Origin of the sequence: Lysobacter lycopersici, from assembly GCF_007556775.1 — a bacterium.
Taxonomy (GTDB): Bacteria; Pseudomonadota; Gammaproteobacteria; order Xanthomonadales; family Xanthomonadaceae; genus Pseudoluteimonas; species Pseudoluteimonas lycopersici.
This window is the reverse complement of record NZ_CP041742.1, coordinates 211,646-226,725: the sequence shown is the minus strand read 5'-3', so window position 1 is coordinate 226,725 and position 15,080 is coordinate 211,646. Positions and strand designations below refer to the sequence as shown.

The window sequence follows — 15,080 nt, the reverse complement described above, 5'->3', positions numbered from 1 at the left end:
GAACCACGCGTTCAGGCCGCCGGCGGTTCGCGCGGTTCGGCCAGCGCGAGTGCCTCGCCCGGGTCCGCGACGCGATGGCCGCGGGCGCGCATTTCCCGTGCCTCCGCCGCGCTGCCGTAGTGGTACAGCACGCAGCGCGACAGCAGTTCCGGCGGGTATTCGCGTTCGAGGTCGTCGAGTCCGCTGTGCGAGGGATTGCCGTGCAACGCGCAATCGTGCGCGACCAGTTCGCCCTCGCTGGCGTAGTGCGCGAGCAGCTCCGGGATCGGGCGGGTGTCGCCGGTCCAGACCATGCTGCCCGGCATGCGCAGCGCGAACGCGGTCTGCGGCCAGTGGTGGCGAACCGCGAAGGTTTCCAGCCGAACGCCGTCGTGCCAGAAATGGTCGCCGACCGCGACGAGCTGGAACGCGTCCCAGAAATTCGCGCCGCCCTCGGCGACCACGTTCGGGTATTCGGCCACGCGCTTGTGCAGCAGCGGCACCACGTTCGCGGGCACGTACACGCGCACGCGGCCGCGGCGCGCGGGATCGAAATACGCAGAGACGAACAGCTTCTCGAAACCGCCGATGTGGTCGAAATGCGTATGCGTGACGAACAGCGCGTCGGGAATCGCGCCGTAGCGCGCCACGTGCGCGGCCAGCCCTTCCGTGCCGCAGTCGATGGTGAGCCACGGCCGGCCGTCGCGTTCGATCGTCGCCGAGGCCGAACCGAGTTCGCCGGCCGCCGATGCATTGCCGACCCCGAGGAAGCGCATTCGCCATTCACTCATGCGCCTTGCTCCCAGGCTTGTTCGTAGGCGATCTTCAATTTCGCGAAATCCGCATCGACATCGGCGACCGCGCGTTCGCCGCGCAACTTGCGCAGGGAACGCAGCAGTCGCGCGAGGTTGCGTTCGCGCCAACCGCGCGCGGGCCGGCGCAGGCGGCCCCGGTCGAGATCGATCAGCCAGCCCGCACCACCACCGTCGAACAGCACGTTGTGCGCGTTGAGGTCGGCGTGGTCGAGCCCGGCATGGTGGAACGCGGCGATGAGGCGCCCGGTTTGCGCCCATGGCGCGGCGCTGCCTTTTTGTGCCGCGAGTTCGGCGAGGCTGCGCGCGCCGGCGATGCGTTCGACCAGGATCGCCGCGCGATACGTGCGCCCGCGCCGCCAGTAGCAGGCCGCATGCGGCGCCGGCACCGCCAGTCCGCGCTGGCGCAGTTCGCGCAGCAGGCGGTATTCGGCGAAGCTGCGGACGTGCGATTCGCCGCGCCACGCGTAGGCGTCGCGACTCAGGCGCGCGGCGAAACCGCCGCGCAGATAGCGCCGCAACACCAGCCCGCGTCCGTCCGCATCCACGAACCACGCGCCGCCGCGCCCACCGCTGCCGACGCGCTGCGCATGTTCGCCCCAATGTTCCGGGTCGAACTGTTCCGGAGTCGCTTGCCGTTGCCTCGTCGGGTCGAACAGAATCGCGCCATCACCACGCGGATCGTGGAAACGGGCGAGGACGTCTTGCGCACTGGCGGCGACCATGGATCGAGTCTAGCAAGCCGCGACGCCGCACCGGCGTCGGTCTGCCTGCTGCGCCTGTCCGCGCTCGGCGACGTCACCCACGTGCTGCCGCTGGTGCGCACGCTGCGCAAGGCCTGGCCCGGCGTCGAACTGACCTGGGTGATCGGCAAGGGCGAACATCGCCTGCTCGACGGCCTGCCCGGCGTGCGCTTCCTCGAATACGACAAGAAGTCCGGCCTCGCCGGCATGCGCGCCCTGCGCCGCGAACTCGCCGGCCAGCGTTTCGATGCGCTGCTGCAGATGCAGGTGGCCGCGCGCGCGAACCTGCTGTCCGCGTTCATCCCGGCCACGCGCCGCATCGGCTACGACAAATCGCGGTCCAAGGACCTGCACGGGCTGTTCGTCAACGAATGCATCCCGGATCGTCCCGGCATCCACGTGCTCGATGCCATCGGCAGTTTCTGCGAACCGCTGGGACTGAAGCAGACCGAAGTGGTGTGGGACATGCCGGTGCCGGACGCGGCGTTCGAATGGGCCGCACGGCAATGGCCCGACGACGGCACCCCGGTGTTGATGATCTCGCCCTGCTCCAGCCACGCGCTGCGCAACTGGCGCGCCGAACGCTACGCCGCACTCGCCGACCACGCCGCGGCGAAAGGCTGGCGCATCGTGCTCTGCGGCGGCCGCAGCGAACTCGAGCGCACCACCGGCGACGCGATCCTCGCAGCGATGAAGCATCCCGCGCCAGCATCAAATGTGATTGATCTGATCGGCAAGGACACGCTGAAACAGCTTCCCGCCGTGCTCGCGCGCGCCGATCTTCTCGTCACCCCGGATTCCGGACCGATGCACATCGCCAACGCGATGGGCACGAAAGTGCTTGGCCTGCACGCCGCCAGCAACCCGCGCCGCAGCGGGCCGTATTCCGACATCCGCTACTGCGTGGACCGCTACGACTCAGCCGCGCGCAAGTTCCTCGGCAAACCGGCCGAGGCGCTGAAATGGGGAACGAAGGTCGAATTCGATGGCGTGATGGATCTTGTCACCGTCGAAGATGCGGTCGAGGCGTTTGAGCGGTACGCGTCTGATCACCAACCGTAGGATGGGTTGAGCCGTCGGCGAAACCCATCATTTAGCAGTCGGGCGCGTGGTGCGATGGGTATCGCTACGCTCAACCCATCCTACGTACTCTATTGAAACAAAGTCATCGATGATCTTCGATGACCTTGGACAACCGCTCGGCATTCGCGCGGAACTTCGGATCGAACTTCATTCGAATCCTTTGAAATAATAACCAACCACGCATCAAGATTATTGGACTGAAGATAGAAGCTACAAATACGAGAACAATCAACGTCCATGGCCGGTCCAACAATAGCTTCCATGGTGGATCCGATGAAACCGGATTCGGGAAAACCATTGCGACAACGAATAACCAAGTAACCGCGCCGGCAAACGGCTGAATGCGGCTGCACACAATCCGAGCAGGCGGTGGCAAATCGGAGCTGTCCTTCAGAATCGAAAGCGCCGAAAGGCAACTCGCCAAGGGGCAGCCCAAGCCGATCACTGATGCAAACCAGTAATCCGCCGCTGAAATTCCCGCTGCACGATACTCGCCAAAAAAAATGTAGCCGCTGAAAATCGTACCAATAACGATCAAGATCACCACCGTTATTAGGCATTGCCGCCGCGCGCGCTTCATCGATTCTGTGAAATCGATTCCTTTCCAGATATCGCGCGAAGAGGGAAAGCTCCTCATAAAAATCAATTCCCGTTCGGCTTCGAACCGTAATCCTCGTACGACTTCTCCTCGACGTAGGCCGAGCCCAGCGCGAGGTTGATGTCCTTCTTGATCCGCGCGCGTTCGTCGTTCTCGAAATACACGCTGCGCGCCAGCTTGATGAACTCCGCGTCGAAGGCCTGCGCCTTCTCCTTCAGCCGGATGTCGTCCTCGATCACCCACAGCCGCTCGTTCACCGCCTTCAGCCGCGCACGCAGCTCGGCGATGTCCTTGCCCGCGGCCGGATGCGCCATCCACGTCGCTTCCAGCGCCGACAACTCGTTGCGGACATTGGCCAGCTTGGCCGGGTCGCTCATGCGCTCCGACTTGATCTGCAGGATCGCGATCTTGTCCAGCAACTCGCCGTAGGACACGGGAACCAGGAGTTCGGACATGCGGCCATCCAGGGGCATCGGGAGCCCGGAGTTTAGCGCCCTCGCCTTGTCGGCGACCGTGCGCATCCGTATCATGGCGCCCCCGCGGCCGGCTCGCCGTCCGCGTGCCACGTCTGGAGAGGTGGCAGAGTGGTCGATTGTACCTGACTCGAAATCAGGCAAGGGTTTATAGCCCTTCGAGGGTTCGAATCCCTCCCTCTCCGCCAGACACTGAAAAACGCCCCACGCGGGCGTTTTTTAGTGTCTGCGGGAAGTGACGGAAGAGAAGCCTCGCGGGTTCGACTGATTCGTCTGGAACGAATCAGGACAGCCGAAGGCTGCCCGAAGGGCGCGGCACAAGGATGTGCCGCGTCCATCCCTCCCCGTCGCGATGCCCGATGGCGTGTCCCTCGCGTTCCGACGCGAAGACCACGTTCACTTCCACCCCCGCAAAATGCATGCCGGCCACGCGCCTTCCGACCGCCCGCGGGCGTGTCCGGAAATCCCGCCGGCCTTCGTTAACCCGGAAAAGGCCCCCATCGAGGTCGCATGATCGAATTCGGACACCTCACCCATGTCGGCCTGCGGCGCGAATTGAACGAAGACACGTATTACGGCGACAGCGAACTCGGGCTGTGGCTGGTCGCCGACGGCATGGGTGGGCACGAATACGGGGAAGTCGCGAGCGCCCTCGCCCGCGAGGCCATCGTGCGCGAGATCCGCCAGGGCACGCCGCTGGCGCAGGCGATCCGCATCGCCGACGAGGAGATCATCCGTGCGTCCCGACAACGCAACGACGCACTGCCGATGGGCACCACCGTCGTCGCCGCGCGAGTGCAGGACAACCGCTTCGAAGTCGCCTGGGTCGGCGACAGCCGCGTCTACCTGTGGCACGACGGCCAGCTGGCCCAGCTCTCGCAGGACCACAGCTACGTGCAGGAACTCATTTCGCAGGGCGCGATCAGCAGCGACCAGGCGCGCAGCCATCCGCACCGCAACGTGGTGACCCAGGCGCTGGGCGTGACCGATCCCTCCGCGCTGAACGTCGAAACGCTGTCGGGCGACCTGCGCCCGGGCATGCAACTACTGCTGTGCAGCGACGGCCTCACCGAGGAAGTCGACGACCGCGCGATCGGCCAGGTGCTCTCGCATACCGAATGCAGCGCCCAGGAATGCGTCGACGGGCTGGTCGCGGCCGCGCTCGACGGCGGCGGTTCGGACAACGTGACCGTGCTGCTGGTGCGCCGACACTGATTGGACGTCAGGGGCCGGAGGCTTCGATCTCCAGCCACAAGCAGCGCCCCGCCTTCTTCTGCAACGCCTCGAGCCGCGCGCGGTGCGCCTCGAGGTCGGATGCTTCCACCCTGACCCGCGGACGTTCGCCGCCGGCTTCGAACTCCGCCGCACGTGCCGCCGTGGCCGTGGTTGCCGCGCCCATGGCACCGGAAGCCAGGCCGAGCTCGCTCTGGCCCGAGGTCATCGCGAGGTAGACCTCGGCCAGCAACTGCGCGTCGAGCAACGCGCCATGCAATTGCCGGTGCGTGTTGTCGACGCCGAGCCTGCGGCACAACGCATCCAGCGAATTGCGCTGGCCGGGATAACGCTCGCGCGCGAGCAGCAGAGAATCCTCGACCGCGCAACGCGATTTCATGTTCCCGGACTGCGGTCCGAGCCGCGCGAGTTCGGCATCGAGGAAACCGATGTCGAACGCGGCGTTGTGGATCACCAGTTCGGCGCCGTCGACGAAGGCGAGGAATTCGTCGACGACTTCGTGGAAGCGCGGCTTGTCGGCGAGGAATTCCAGTGTCAGCCCGGTGACTTCCTGCGCGCCGGCGGAGAACTCGCGGTCGGGGTTGAGGTAGGTGTGGAACGTGCGTCCGCTGGGCCGGCGTTCCAGCAATTCCACGCAACCGATTTCGACGACGCGGTCGCCGCGGTCGGCGTATAGCCCGGTGGTTTCGGTATCGAGCACGACTTGTCTCATGGAAGCTCCGGCCGCATGTGTTTCAGGCTCCTTGCCGCGCGCGTTCGCGCACGCTTTCCGCCGCCGCGCGTGCCAGCACGTCGACGCGTTCGTTGTCGGGATCGCCGCTGTGGCCCTTCACCCAGTGCCAGGCGATCTGGTGTCGCGCGGTCGCCGCATGCAGTCGTTCCCACAGGTCGCGGTTCTTGACCGGATCGCCACCCGCGGTCTTCCAGTTGCGACGGATCCAGTTCGGCATCCAGTCGGTGATGCCCTGGCGGACGTACTGCGAATCGGTGGTCAGGTCGACGCCGCAGGGTTCGGTCAGCGATTCCAGCGCGGAAATCGCCGCCATCAGTTCCATGCGGTTATTGGTGGTATCGGGTTCCGCGCCGGCGATCTCGCGTTCGTGCGCGCCGTAGCGCAGCAACGCCGCCCAGCCGCCGGGACCGGGATTGCCGAGGCAGGCGCCATCGGTATGGATTTCGACCTGTTTCACGCGGTGGCCGGAACCGTGCCCGGCGATTGACGGCGTCCGCTGCGGATCGGCGTCAGCCCGAATGCGCGCTTCTCCGCACGCAGCAGGTAGGCCGCGCGGATGCCCGCGCCCGATTGCAATGCGTCGTCGACCCGCGGGTTCCAGCGCGGGCCGATGCCCTGCGATACCGCTTCGGGGACGAAGCCGACGCGACGCAGGCGACGGCGCCAGATAACCGGCTCGGTACCGCCGAGCCCGGTGCCGCGCCAGTTCCAGCGGTACGGCGCCAGCGGATTCAGCGCAAACAGCCACAGCCGTCCGCCCGGGGCCAGCAACCGCCGGCATTCGGCCAGCAGGGCCGGATCCCAGGCGCCATCGGCGACGTGCTGCAGCACCACCGTGCCCAGCGATTCGGCGGGAATCGAAAACGGCGTGGCGTAGCGCGGATTCCGGTCCCAGCCCGTCGGCGACAGGCGCTGCCCGCCCGTGGACCCGTTTTCGCCCGCGTCCGGAGCCAGCCACAGCCATTCCTGCGCCGGGCGTTCGCGCAGCGCGGCTTCGACCAGGGCCTGCTCGCTGTCGAGCAGGGCGCGGCCGTGGGGGCTTTCGAACCAGGCCTGGGCGGGGTTCACGACGAGGGACGACATGTCCGGCATTCTATCGGCCCGACCGGACCGACCGACCACGGCATGTCCCTTCGTCCCCTGCCCGCCCTGCAGGACAACTACATCTGGCTGCTGGCGGACGAAGCCGGCCGGGCGCTCGTCGTTGATCCGGGGGACGCCGCTCCGGTGCTGGCGGCGTCGGCCGGCCTCGACCTGGTCGCGGTGTTGCTGACCCACCACCATCCCGACCACATCGCCGGTACCGCGGCCCTGCTCGTACGCTGGCCCCGGGCCGTGGTGTTCGCGCCCGAAGACGAACGCATCCCCGAACCCTGCCAACGGATCGCGGACGGCGAACGGATCGAGATCGGTCCCTGGACGTTCGATGCCGTCGCCGTGCCCGGCCACACCCGCAGCCATATCGCCTACGTCGGCGAAGGCCTGCTGTTCTGCGGCGACACATTGTTCAGCCTCGGATGCGGGCGCCTGTTCGAAGGCACGCCGGCGCAGATGCATGCCTCGCTGTCGCGCCTCGCCGCATTGCCGGCGGACACGAGCGTCTGCTGCGGCCACGAATACACCGAGGCCAACGCGCGTTTCGCGCTGGCGGTCGAACCCGGCAATCGCGAACTTCGGGAACATGCGGATGCGGTGCGCGAATTGCGCGCCAACGGCCATCCGAGCCTGCCGAGCACGCTGGAATTGGAACGCGCCTGCAATCCCTTCCTGCGCGTGGATGCGCCGGAAATCCGCGCATCGCTGGCGACTCGCCTCGGTCGCGACACCGAAGATGCGGTCGATGCCTTCGCCGCGCTGCGCGCATGGAAGGACGTTTTCCGCGGATGAAATCGCTTCGATCCGCGTTCGCCATCGTGCTGCTGGCGGCCGCCTGCACGCGTACTCCTTCGCCGACACCGACTGTCGCCGCCGCGGCGCCGGCCAGCACTAACATCATCTTCGTCGAACCCGATCCGCCAGCAGCCTCGATCGTGCCCAATGCGACGACCGACGCGATCGACGCCACCCGCAGCGGCAGCGACATCTACGCCGCATTCGAGGACGGCCTCGCCGAACCCGGCTGCGAAGACGGCGCGAGCACACGCTGGCGCGCGCACTACGCCAACGCCACGCAGCGCCTGGCGAACGCGCGCGACGACGCCATGCCGTTGTTCGGCTACGTGGTCGATGCGATGCGCGCGGAAAACCTGCCGACCGAATACGCGCTGATCCCGTTCGTGGAAAGCCGCTACCACCCGGAAGCGCGCAGCGACGGCGGCCCCGCCGGGCTGTGGCAGATGATTGCGCTCACCGCGCGCCGCCAGGGCGTGTCCATCCGCAACGGTTACGACGGTCGTCTGTCGCCGGTGGAATCCACGCGCGCGGCGGTGCGCTACCTCAAGCTGCTCGACCGCACGTTCGCCGGCAATTGGCGACTCGTGGCCATGGCCTACAACGCCGGCGAAGGCGCGGTGCTCGGCGCGATCCGGCGTAGCGGCCACGGCGTGCGCGATGCCGATGCCGGCGCGCTCACCGGACTCTCGCCCATCACACTTGCCTATGCGCGCAAGTTGCAGGCGCTCTCCTGCCTGCTGCAGGAAGCGCATGCGCGCGCCGCGTGGCAGGATGCCATCGACCGCCCGGTGCCCTTGCTGGTCGACGTGCGGTTGCCGGCGGGCAGCGGCTCGCTGGACGCATGGGCCACGCGCCACGGTCTCGATGCGAACGCCCTGCGACGGATGAACCCCGCATTCCCGCGCGGCGTGCTCGGCGGGCGCATCCCGGACCTGCTCACCCCCGCCATCGCCGCGACGGGCAAGCCGCCGGTGCGCGCCTTCCTGCCACGGACCGCACCGGTGGTGCGAGACAACGGCTGGTCGCGGCGCGTGCACGTGGTTGTCGCGGGCGAATCCCTGGCCGACATCGCCCACCGCAACGGACTCTCGACGCGTGCATTGGCCACGCGCAACGGCCTGGAAGCCGACGACACCGTGCGCCCCGGAATGGTGCTGGATATCGGCCGCGAGTAGCCGCGCCGGCCATTGCGAGGCACACTTGTGACTTCGCAACGAGGACGAACGCCATGGGATTCCTGCAAGGCAAGCGCTCTCTGATCACAGGCATCGCCAGCGAGCGTTCGATCGCCAGCGGCATCGCCGAAGCCATGCATCGCGAAGGTGCGCAGCTGGCGTTCACCTACCAGACCGACAAGCTCAAGTCGCGCGTCGAGAAGGCCGCAGAGGAATACGGCAGCAATATCGTGATCCCGCTGGACGTTTCCAGCGACGAACAGATCGCCAACTGCTTCAGCGAACTTGGCAAGCACTGGAGCGACGGCTTCGACATCCTCGTCCACGCCATCGCCTACGCGCCGCGCGAAGCTATCGCCGGCCAGTTCCTCGACGGCCTGAGCCGCGAGAACTTCGCGATCGCACACGACATCTCCGCCTACTCGCTCGCCGCAATGGCCAAGGCCGCGCGACCGATGATGCAGGGCCGCAACGGCAGCATCCTCACCCTCAGCTACCTCGGTGCCGAACGCGCGCTGGCCGGCTACAACGTGATGGGCGTAGCGAAGGCGAGCCTGGAAGCGACCGTACGTTATCTCGCCTACAACCTCGGCCCGGAAGGCACGCGCGTGAACGCGATCTCCGCCGGCCCGATCAAGACCTTGGCCGCGGCGGGCATCGCCGGCTTCCGCAAGATCCTCGGCCACGTCGAGGACAATGCGCCGCTGCGCCGAACCGTCACCATCGAGCAGGTCGGCAACGTCGCCGCGTTCCTGTGCTCGGACCTGGCCGCAGGCGTCACCGGCGAAATCACCTATGTCGATTCCGGCTACAACATCCTCGGCATGACCGGCATCGACGACGAACACTGACCGCATTGCGGATGCGGCAAACAAAAACCCGGCGAACGCCGGGTTTTTCGTTCGTGCTCGGATCGCGCCGGTTACAGCTGGCTTTCGGAAACGGTGATCTTCATCTTCTTGCGCAAATCCTTCACCAGCGACATCGCCTCGCCATAGCCGGCCGCGTCGGCGATCTGCTGGCGCATCTGGATGCGTTGTTCCGGGGTCGCCTGGGCCGGATCGCCGGGGGTCACCTTGCCCACGGTGAACACCACGAAGCGGCCGTCGGCCATGCGCGCCTTGCCCGCCGACGGCTTGCTCCCGGCCGGCGCGGGTGCCGCGAACATCGCATCGGCGACGTCGATGTCCGGCACCGGCGCACCGCGCGGCACGCCCGGGATGTTCGCGATCGGCAGCTTGCTTGCGGTCGCGAGGTCCTGCAACGGCTTGCCCGCGCGGACATCGGCGAGCATGGCTTCGGCGGCGGCATCCGCGGTCTTCGCCGCGCGGTCGGCGCGGATCGCCGCGACCACGCGGTCACGGACCTCGTCCAGTTTCAACGCACGTTCCGGCGTGTGCTGCAGCACGCGCACGAGCACGCTGTGGCCGGGTCCGACCTCGATCGGATCGCTGGCCGTGCCGTCCTCGACCAGGCTGTCCTTGAATGCTTCGCGCAGCACCGCCGCATTGCCGGCGAGGCCAGCCTTGGCATCGGGCTTCGCGTTGCGCGCGATCGGCCCGAGCTGTTGCACCGGTTGGCCGGCGAGTTTCGCCGCGGCGGCGAGCGTGGTGGGATTCTTCAACACTTCATCGACCACCTTGCCGGTGAGGTCGTTGTAGGCGCGGTCGCGGTCGGAATCGGCCTGTTCCTTTGCGAGCTGGTCGTGCATCTGCTCGAAGGTCGCCTGCGTGCCAGTCTTGATCTCGCGCAACTGGATCACGTGCCAGCCGAACTCGGTGCGCACCGGTTCGCTCACCTGCCCCGCCTGCATCGCGAACAGCGCGTCCTCGAACGGCTTGGTCATCGCGCCCTTTTCCACCCAACCCAGGTCGCCGCCGCTGGCCTTGGAACCGTCGTCGTCCGAATCGGCGCGCGCGAGCGCGGCGAAATCGGCACCCGGCTGGCGCGCCTGCTCGGCGATCTTCTTCGCCTTGGCCTCGGCTGCTTTCCACGCGGCTTCGTTCGCACCGGCGTCGACCTTGACCAGGATGTGCGAAGCGAGGCGCTGGTCGGCCCCGGCCGCGTGTTCCTGTTGCTGCTGGTAACGCTGGCGCAGCGCATCCTCGGTCGGCGCCGGCACGACGAGTTTCGATGCGTCGAGGTCGACGTATTCCAGCGTGACCGTTTCCGGCGCGCGATAGGCGGAGGCATGCGCCGAGTACCAGGCCCGGACCTGCGCATCCGTCACCGGCGTGGCGTCGGCCGCCGGCGGATTCAGCACCACGAAGCTCACGTCGCGGGTTTCGCCGGTGAGGCGCAACAGGCGGTCGAGCTCGGCGTCGGTGACGAACGAGGAATCGGCGACCTGGGTCGGGATCAACGATTGCTTCAGGCTCGCGCGCACGTCTTCCTGGAACTCGCGCGGCGAGCGTGGCGGAACCTGCGACTGCAGCACCACCTGGTACTGCTGCGCGTTGAACTTGCCGTCGACCTGGAACGCAGGAATGTTCTCGATTTCCGCGCGAACCTGCGCGTCGCCGACGGTGATCCCGTTGCGATCGACTGCCATGCGCAACACGCGCTGGTCGACCATCGAGTCGAGCACCTTGCGCTTGTTGTCGATCGATTCGAACTCGGCGCTGTCGAATGCGTCGCCCTGCTGCGCGCGTTGCTGCTGGCGCGCCTGTGCGAACTGGTTGCGGAATTCCTCCACGCCGATTTCATCGCGTTGCCACAGCATGGTGACCGGCCAGAACGCCGGCGCCGATGGCCACCATGCGGGCGGCGCCTCGATCTTGGCGGCGAAGGTGTCGTTGTTCTGGAACAGGTACTGCTCCATGCCGAAGAACGCGAACGGCACCACCAGGATCCCGAGCACGGTGGTGGCGAGCCAGCCGGAGGATTTGTCGCGGAGTTTCTGCAGCATCGTGCTGGATAGGGCTTGGGACGAAGCCCGCGAGTTTAGCCTGCGCGGGCCGCGCGTGCAGGCCGGAAACGAAGAAAGGCGCCCATCGGGCGCCTTTCGCGAAAACAGTGGCGGAGTGGACGGGACTCGAACCCGCGACCTCCGGCGTGACAGGCCAGCATTCTAACCGACTGAACTACCACTCCGCGGAGCCGCGCATGGTACAGACCGTCGCCGCTGCATGCAACCGATCTGGTGGGCGCTGAGGGGATCGAACCCCCGACCCGCTCCGTGTAAAGGAGCCGCTCTACCGCTGAGCTAAGCGCCCCGCTTCAAAACAATAACGCACTCGCGCGCAGCGCGAGTATCACTCCCCCTCTCCCGCCGCGCGGGAGAGGGCAAGGGGTGAGGGCGCGCCGCGGCGGGACTCTACAACGAAAAACCCGGCGCGTGGCCGGGTTTTCACGACACGACCCCAATGGGATCAGTTCACGGCATCCTTCAGCGCCTTGCCGGGCTTGAACGCCGGCGCCTTGGACGCGGGGATTTCGATGGTGCCGCCGGTCTGCGGATTGCGGCCGGTACGCGCGCTGCGCGAACGCACTTCGAAAGTACCGAAGCCGACCAGCGCCACGCTGTCGCCGGCCTTCAGCGCACTGCTCACCGCACCGGTGAACGCATCGACCGCGCGCGTGGCGTCGGCCTTGGACAGTCCGGCCGCGTCGGCAACCTTGTCGATGAGATCGTTCTTGTTCATGTGGTGTCTCCGTGTGCGAGCCACGCTCGCGGGCGATTGGGGAATGCCGCATGGACGCGGCGTGGAACAGCGAATGCGGAGCATGGATGGAAAACGCATTCCCTCCATGCGGGCGGACACGCAAGTGCATCCGCCAGCGAACATCCGGCGAAAACGTTATACCAGCGGGGTTTTCAGCGCAATAAGGCGTTTTTTCGGCGCAAGCATGTTCAATGCGTGATGTCCAGCGCCGATGGCGACGACTTGTCGCCGGCAGGCGGCGCCTCTCCTTCGGCCGGCTGCGGTGCGCTGCGCGGGATCGGTGCGCGCTCGAGCGCGAGGTCGAGCACTTCGTCTATCCACTTCACCGGCACGATCTTCATGTGCTGGGTGACGTTCTTGGGGATATCCGCGAGGTCCTTGCGGTTCTCGTCGGGAATGAGCACGGTCTTGATGCCGCCGCGCAGCGCCGCAAGCAGTTTCTCCTTGAGCCCGCCGATCGCGGTGACCTTGCCGCGCAAGGTGATTTCCCCGGTCATGGCGATGTCGTTGCGCACCGGGATCCTGGTCAACGTCGACACCAGCGACGTCGCCATCGCGATGCCGGCGCTGGGGCCGTCCTTGGGCGTGGCGCCATCGGGAACGTGCACGTGCACGTCGTGCTTCTGCAGGAAGTCCAGGTCGATGCCGAGGCGGTCGGTGCGCGCGCGCACGACGGACAACGCGGCCGATGCGGATTCCTTCATCACGTCGCCGAGCTGCCCGGTGAGGATCAACGCGCCCTTGCCCGGCACCAGGGTCGATTCGATCTGCAGCAGGTCGCCGCCGACCTCGGTCCAGGCCAGGCCGGTGACGAGGCCGATCTCGTTCTCGGCTTCGGCGCGACCGAAGTCGTAGCGCTGCACGCCCAGGTACTTGTCGAGGTTCTTGCCGGTGACGCTGACCGTCTTCGGCTTGGCGGCGCCCTTCTTCGCCGTCGGTTGCGGGCCCTTGAGCGCGATCTCCTTGACCACCTTGCGGGCGATGCGCGCGATCTCGCGCTCGAGGTTGCGCACGCCGGATTCGCGCGTGTAGTAACGCACGATGTCGCGGATCGCGGATTCGGCGATGGCGAGCTCGCCCTCGCGCAGCCCGTTCGCCTTGAGCTGCTTGGGCACGAGGTAGCGCATCGCGATGTTGAGCTTCTCCTCCTCGGTGTAGCCGGGGATGCGGATCACTTCCATGCGGTCCAGCAACGGCCCCGGGATGTTCAGCGAGTTGGAGGTGGCGACGAACATCACCTCGCTCAGGTCGAGGTCGACTTCGAGGTAATGGTCGTTGAACGCGTTGTTCTGCTCCGGATCGAGCACCTCGAGCAGCGCCGAGGACGGATCGCCGCGGAAGTCCATCGACATCTTGTCGATCTCGTCGAGCACGAACAGCGGATTCTTGGTGCCGACCTTGTTGAGGTTCTGCACGATGCGGCCCGGCATCGAACCAACGTAGGTGCGGCGATGCCCGCGGATTTCCGCTTCATCGCGCACGCCGCCGAGCGACATGCGCACGAACTTGCGGTTGGTCGCCTTGGCGATCGACTGGCCGAGCGAGGTCTTGCCCACGCCAGGCGGCCCGACCAGGCACAGGATCGCGCCTTTCATCTTCGCCACTCGCGATTGCACCGCGAGATATTCGAGGATGCGTTCCTTGACCTTTTCCAGGCCGTAGTGATCGGCGTCGAGCACGTCCTGCGCGGCCTTCAGGTCCTTGCGGACCTTGGTGCGCTTCTTCCACGGCACCCCGAGCAGCCAGTCGAGGTAATTGCGCACGACGCCGGCCTCGGCCGACATCGGCGACATCTGCTTGAGCTTGTTGAGTTCGTTCTTCGCCTTGGCTTCCACCGGCTTCGGCATCCCGGCCTCGGCGATCTTGCGCGCGAGCTCGTCCATGTCGTTGGGCGCTTCGTCGATCTCGCCCAGCTCCTTCTGGATGGCCTTCATCTGCTCGTTGAGGTAGTACTCGCGCTGCGATTTCTCCATCTGCGACTTCACCCGGCCGCGAATGCGCTTTTCCATCTGCTGCACGTCGATCTCGCCATCGACGAAACCGACGAGCAACTCGAGCCGCTTGTCGACGTCCAGCGTTTCCAGCAGGCGCTGCTTCTCGGCCAGGCGCACGCCGAGGTGCGCGGATGCGGTATCCGCGAGGCGGCCGGGCTCGTCGATGCCGGACAGCGTCTGCAGCAGCTCCGGCGGCAGCTTGCGGTTGGTCTTGACGTATTGCTCGAACAGCGAAAGCAGCGAACGCGCCACCGCCTCGGTCTCGCGCGTGGCTTCCTGGTCGCCGTCGCCGATCGCGACGGCTTCGCCCGAGAGCGCGCCATCGACCTCGCGGATCGCGGACACGCGCACGCGCGTGTTGCCTTCGACCAGTACCTTGATCGTGCCGTCGGGCAGCTTCAGCAGTTGCAGCACCTGCGCCAGGGTACCGACCTCGTACAGGTCGGAAGCGCCCGGGTCGTCGGTTTCGGCCGACTTCTGCGCCAGCAGCACGATGCGCTTGTCCGCGGCCATCGCCTGTTCCAGCGCCGCGATCGATTTCTCGCGGCCGACGAACAACGGGATGACCATGTGCGGGAACACCACCACGTCGCGCAGCGGCAAGACCGGCAGGACGAGGCGATCGGCGGACTGGGGCATGCTGGCTCCGGCAGGAAGGAGAGACCCGGCGACGCGCGCCGGTCCTGCCGTTATGGGGCC

The 15,080-nt window shown here is 66.8% G+C and carries 15 protein-coding genes and 3 tRNA genes; 6 read left to right on the top strand and 12 right to left on the bottom strand.

Going from position 1 to position 15,080, the window contains the following annotated elements:
- Window positions 1-11: 11 nt before the first annotated feature.
- Together FNZ56_RS01245 and FNZ56_RS01240 are read right to left on the bottom strand one after the other, a co-directional pair.
- A complete protein-coding gene (locus tag FNZ56_RS01245; RefSeq protein ID WP_143878114.1) occupies window positions 12-770 on the bottom strand; it encodes an MBL fold metallo-hydrolase in 759 nt (252 codons plus the stop codon).
- Window positions 767-1,516 (bottom strand): 3-deoxy-D-manno-octulosonic acid kinase, encoded by a 750-nt coding sequence (locus FNZ56_RS01240; protein WP_143878113.1) that lies wholly within the window; start codon window positions 1,514-1,516, stop codon window positions 767-769. Before FNZ56_RS01240 ends, FNZ56_RS01245 begins: the two co-directional genes overlap by 4 nt.
- On the opposite strand from FNZ56_RS01240, the gene FNZ56_RS01235 reads away from it, so the two are divergent.
- Entirely contained in the window at window positions 1,496-2,596 is a 1,101-nt protein-coding gene (locus tag FNZ56_RS01235) for a glycosyltransferase family 9 protein (RefSeq protein WP_143880221.1), read from the top strand. The genes FNZ56_RS01240 and FNZ56_RS01235 overlap by 21 nt on opposite strands.
- A gap of 103 nt (window positions 2,597-2,699) precedes the next feature.
- On the opposite strand, the gene FNZ56_RS01230 is transcribed toward FNZ56_RS01235, so the two are convergent.
- Both FNZ56_RS01230 and FNZ56_RS01225 read right to left on the bottom strand, forming a co-directional pair.
- Window positions 2,700-3,161, bottom strand: coding sequence for a hypothetical protein (locus tag FNZ56_RS01230; protein WP_143878112.1), 462 nt, complete (start codon window positions 3,159-3,161; stop codon window positions 2,700-2,702).
- Window positions 3,162-3,259: 98 nt separating this feature from the next.
- On the bottom strand, window positions 3,260-3,670 hold the full coding sequence (locus FNZ56_RS01225; protein WP_143878111.1) for a DUF6165 family protein: 411 nt from the start codon (window positions 3,668-3,670) through the stop codon (window positions 3,260-3,262).
- 115 nt (window positions 3,671-3,785) lie between these two features.
- On the opposite strand from FNZ56_RS01225, the gene FNZ56_RS01220 reads away from it, so the two are divergent.
- Window positions 3,786-3,876 (top strand) — tRNA-Ser (locus FNZ56_RS01220).
- Between the two features lie 322 nt (window positions 3,877-4,198).
- Complete coding sequence (locus FNZ56_RS01215) at window positions 4,199-4,903, top strand: PP2C family protein-serine/threonine phosphatase (RefSeq protein WP_143878110.1); 705 nt, start codon at window positions 4,199-4,201, stop codon at window positions 4,901-4,903.
- A gap of 7 nt (window positions 4,904-4,910) precedes the next feature.
- Here FNZ56_RS01215 and dnaQ read toward each other — a convergent pair whose 3' ends face one another.
- From dnaQ to FNZ56_RS01200, 3 genes are read right to left on the bottom strand one after another with little or no spacing between them, the layout of a single operon-like run.
- Window positions 4,911-5,633: a DNA polymerase III subunit epsilon gene (gene dnaQ, locus FNZ56_RS01210; protein WP_143878109.1), complete on the bottom strand. Its 723-nt coding sequence runs from the start codon at window positions 5,631-5,633 to the stop codon at window positions 4,911-4,913.
- A 22-nt stretch (window positions 5,634-5,655) separates the two neighbouring features.
- Window positions 5,656-6,111 (bottom strand): ribonuclease HI, encoded by a 456-nt coding sequence (rnhA, locus tag FNZ56_RS01205; RefSeq protein ID WP_143878108.1) that lies wholly within the window; start codon window positions 6,109-6,111, stop codon window positions 5,656-5,658.
- Window positions 6,108-6,737, bottom strand: a complete 630-nt coding sequence (locus FNZ56_RS01200) for a class I SAM-dependent methyltransferase (protein WP_143878107.1) — start codon at window positions 6,735-6,737, stop codon at window positions 6,108-6,110. The genes rnhA and FNZ56_RS01200 overlap by 4 nt, the downstream gene beginning before the upstream one ends.
- 42 nt (window positions 6,738-6,779) lie before the next feature.
- Between FNZ56_RS01200 and gloB the strand changes: the two genes are divergently transcribed.
- From gloB to FNZ56_RS01185, 3 genes are read left to right on the top strand one after another with little or no spacing between them, the layout of a single operon-like run.
- The gene (gene gloB / locus FNZ56_RS01195; protein ID WP_143878106.1) at window positions 6,780-7,541 is read left to right on the top strand and encodes a hydroxyacylglutathione hydrolase; all 762 of its coding nucleotides are present in this window, start codon (window positions 6,780-6,782) and stop codon (window positions 7,539-7,541) included.
- Window positions 7,538-8,722: a lytic transglycosylase domain-containing protein gene (locus FNZ56_RS01190; RefSeq protein WP_143878105.1), complete on the top strand. Its 1,185-nt coding sequence runs from the start codon at window positions 7,538-7,540 to the stop codon at window positions 8,720-8,722. Before gloB ends, FNZ56_RS01190 begins: the two co-directional genes overlap by 4 nt.
- Before the next feature lie 53 nt (window positions 8,723-8,775).
- The gene (locus FNZ56_RS01185) at window positions 8,776-9,573 is read left to right on the top strand and encodes an enoyl-ACP reductase FabI (RefSeq protein ID WP_143878104.1); all 798 of its coding nucleotides are present in this window, start codon (window positions 8,776-8,778) and stop codon (window positions 9,571-9,573) included.
- A gap of 71 nt (window positions 9,574-9,644) precedes the next feature.
- Here the strand turns inward: FNZ56_RS01185 and FNZ56_RS01180 are convergent, their stop codons facing one another.
- The 5 genes from FNZ56_RS01180 to lon form a co-directional block, all read right to left on the bottom strand.
- A complete protein-coding gene (locus FNZ56_RS01180; RefSeq protein WP_143878103.1) occupies window positions 9,645-11,630 on the bottom strand; it encodes a SurA N-terminal domain-containing protein in 1,986 nt (661 codons plus the stop codon).
- A 108-nt stretch (window positions 11,631-11,738) separates the two neighbouring features.
- A tRNA-Asp gene (locus FNZ56_RS01175) sits at window positions 11,739-11,815 on the bottom strand.
- 47 nt (window positions 11,816-11,862) lie between these two features.
- Window positions 11,863-11,937: transfer RNA gene (locus FNZ56_RS01170), tRNA-Val, on the bottom strand.
- Window positions 11,938-12,093: 156 nt separating this feature from the next.
- Entirely contained in the window at window positions 12,094-12,450 is a 357-nt protein-coding gene (locus FNZ56_RS01165; RefSeq protein ID WP_221933309.1) for an HU family DNA-binding protein, read from the bottom strand.
- 125 nt (window positions 12,451-12,575) lie between these two features.
- Window positions 12,576-15,020: an endopeptidase La gene (gene lon / locus FNZ56_RS01160; RefSeq protein WP_143878101.1), complete on the bottom strand. Its 2,445-nt coding sequence runs from the start codon at window positions 15,018-15,020 to the stop codon at window positions 12,576-12,578.
- Window positions 15,021-15,080: the final 60 nt, after the last annotated feature.